The organism is Streptomyces sp. NPDC002690 (assembly GCF_053592415.1).
In genome coordinates, this window is the sequence record NZ_JBSFVR010000603.1 from 1 (window position 1) to 2,762 (window position 2,762).

The following is a 2,762-nucleotide window of genomic DNA, read 5'->3' on the forward strand; positions in this document are numbered from 1 at the left end:
CGCGTCGCGCGTGCGGGCCCCTACGGCTTACCGGTCCTGATCGGTCCGGTCAGTCCTGCTTCTTGCGCCGGGTCCCGAAGACGATCTCGTCCCAGCTGGGCACCGCCGCCCGGCGGCCCGGACGGACGCCGTCCGCCTCCGCCTGGCGGTCGGTGGTCCCGGTCAGCCGGTCACGGTGCCCCGCGACGGCACGCGGCATCAGCACGTCGGCGTAGGCGGAACCGGCTCCCGCCGACGCCGCCGCGGCCGGCGGTTCGTCCGCCGCCGGCTCCTCGACGGCAGGCTCGATCGCCGCCGGCTCGGGCTGCGAGGGCCGCTCGGGTACGACCATGTCGCCCCGGAAGCTCGGTACCGCCTCCAGCAGACTGGTCAGCGAATCGCGTTCGGCGGCCGTCGGACCGGAGTACTCCTCCGGCTCGGCGTGCCGCTCCATCTGCCGGTCCAGGGCCCGGTCCAGCGGACGGTCCCTGGGCAGCCGCGCGATCCTCGGTACGAACGGGAAGCTCGGTTCCGGAGCCGTGGCGTCCGATTCGCCGATGAGGGAACGCGCCTCGTCGTCCACGGCCTGGACCAGCCGCCTCGGCGGGTCGTAGGTCCAGCTCGCCGAGTGCGGTTCGCTCGCCACGCGGTAGACCAACAGGACTTCCCAGGTGCCGTCGTCCCGGCGCCAGGAATCCCACTGAACCGTTTCCTTGTCCGCGCCGCGCAACAGCAGACGTTCCTGCACGGCGTCGCCGAGCTGGGGGCCGGTGTTCTCGCCGGGACGGCGTACGGGAGTCTTCCGGGCCCGCTCCGCCATGAAGGCGCGCTCCGCGAGCACGGGGCCCTCGAAGCGGCGGACACGGTCGACGGGAATCCCGGCGAACTGGGCGACCTCCTCGGCGGAGGCACCGGCTCGTATCCGGGCCTGGATGTCCCGCGGGCGGAGGTGGCTCTCCACCTCGATCTCGATCTGTCCGAGCCGCGCCCGGTCGTTGCGCACCGCGGCACGGAGGCGCTCGTCGATCGGAAGCGTGTACTCCGTGCTGTCCGCAGCCTTGAGCACCAGTCGTGTGCCGTCGTTGGAGACGGCCACGACACGCAGTTCGGGCATGGGGACCTCCCGGGTGGTGCCTGCCGACGTCACGTGCGTCGCTGCTTCCGCTAGTCGAGTGTGGCCTGCCCGGGTGCAGCCTGCCACAACCTTGCCAAGTTGCCCGGCGTGTGTCGGGCCTTGGCCCTGGTACGCCGTCGTGACACGGTCACCCATGGTGGCGCAGAACGACCGGTGCGGTCACCCTGTGCAACGGGTCTCCGTGCGATGCTTCGGCGCCGCCGGTTCGAGTGCCGCCTTCGGCCCCCTCCCGCAGGACCCGGATCACCCTTGCGGGAGTCCGGCCCCAGGGCTCGTCACAGTACTCCATTCGGGCCACCGGGGTGGACCGGCACGCCGTCCGAGTTGTCGACGGGTGTCGTCGGCGTCGGTGGTTGACGGCGGGCATGAGGATGGGTATACCCACTCGCCGCCCGTTTGCCCGTGACGCGTGTCCCTGTTCACAGAATCGCCAGAAACGGAACTATCCACTTCGCCCAAAGGTCTCTTCCTGTTGCAGAGTGGGAGAGATGTCAAGCAAGGGCTGGTAATGGTTCAGAAGCCGGGAAGTGACACGGAACCGAAGGAAAGGCGCATAGATCTGAATGTGCCGCAGGTCGCCGGCAGCGCCGTGGCCGCGGTCGCGGCAGCGGTGGCGGCCTCGCAACTGGGGGTCTACGGAACGATCCTGGGCGCCGGTGTGATGAGCATCGTCGCCACCTGCGGAGGCTCCGTCTTCCAGCACTTCTTCCGCCGCACGGGCGAGCAGATCCGCGAAGTCACCGTGCAGGTGACCCACCCGGGGGGCCGTCAGGTCGCCGTACGGACCCGCGAGACGACCCGAGGTCGCGGCGGCGCCACGTACTTCCCGGAGGGTGCCGGGGCCGACGCCGACCGTACGCGGCTGCTCGGCCAGGACCAGGACCGTACGCGGCTGCTCCGAGCGGTCCCCGCCCCGGCCGGAGAGCAGGACGACGCCACCCGGCTGCTGCGGGAGCAGGACGACGCCACCCGGCTGCTGCGGGTCGCCGGCCCCGGCCTGTCGCCGGGGGAGAGCGGACCGGACGAAGGGTTCTCGGAGGCGACCACCCACGGCTCCGCCCGCCGCAGCCGGCGCAAGCCCGTCGTGGCGGCCGTCGTGGTCTTCGTCGTTTCCATGCTCGGGATCACCGGGTTCGAGCTGGTCTCGGGCAACGACCTCAGCGGCGGCAACGGTACGACCGTGGGCTCCGTCGTCCGGGGCAGCGACCCGGGCACGGCCGATCCGACGCCGGAGCCGTCGACCGGCGGTGATTCCCCCACCGGTACCGAGGGCACCGGCGCCACCCCGGGCACCGGCACGGGGGAGGGCGGCGCGTCCGCCCCGGCGGCCACCGGGGACGGCGGCGCGGCCACCACCCCCGCCCCCACGCCGACCGGTGGCGCCACCACCCCGGCGCCCTCGCCGACGCCGACCTCCCCGGCGGCCGGTGACGGCGCGAGCACCGCGCCCGAGCAGACGGCCGGCACCGGCGGCACGGTCACACCGGACCCGGCCACCGGAGGCGACACCGGCGGGGAGTGACCCGCGTCCGCACCGGAGCGGCAGGACGACGGCCCCGGCCGCCATGTGGGCGACGCCCTTCTCCGGGCCGAGCCAGCGCAGTTGCGAGTCGTGCGTCAGCTCGCGGTACAGGTCCCCGAGGTCCGC

Annotated in this window: 2 protein-coding genes; one reads left to right on the forward strand and one right to left on the reverse strand. The window is 73.0% G+C overall.

Translation table 11 applies throughout. The features are described from left to right. Positions 1–49: 49 nt before the first annotated feature. Entirely contained in the window at positions 50–1,093 is a 1,044-nt protein-coding gene (gene sepH, locus ACWD3D_RS35730; protein ID WP_451464831.1) for a septation protein SepH, read from the reverse strand. A gap of 529 nt (positions 1,094–1,622) precedes the next feature. On the opposite strand from sepH, the gene ACWD3D_RS35735 reads away from it, so the two are divergent. After that, positions 1,623–2,636, forward strand: a complete 1,014-nt coding sequence (locus ACWD3D_RS35735) for a hypothetical protein (protein ID WP_451464832.1) — start codon at positions 1,623–1,625, stop codon at positions 2,634–2,636. Positions 2,637–2,762 lie beyond the last annotated feature (126 nt).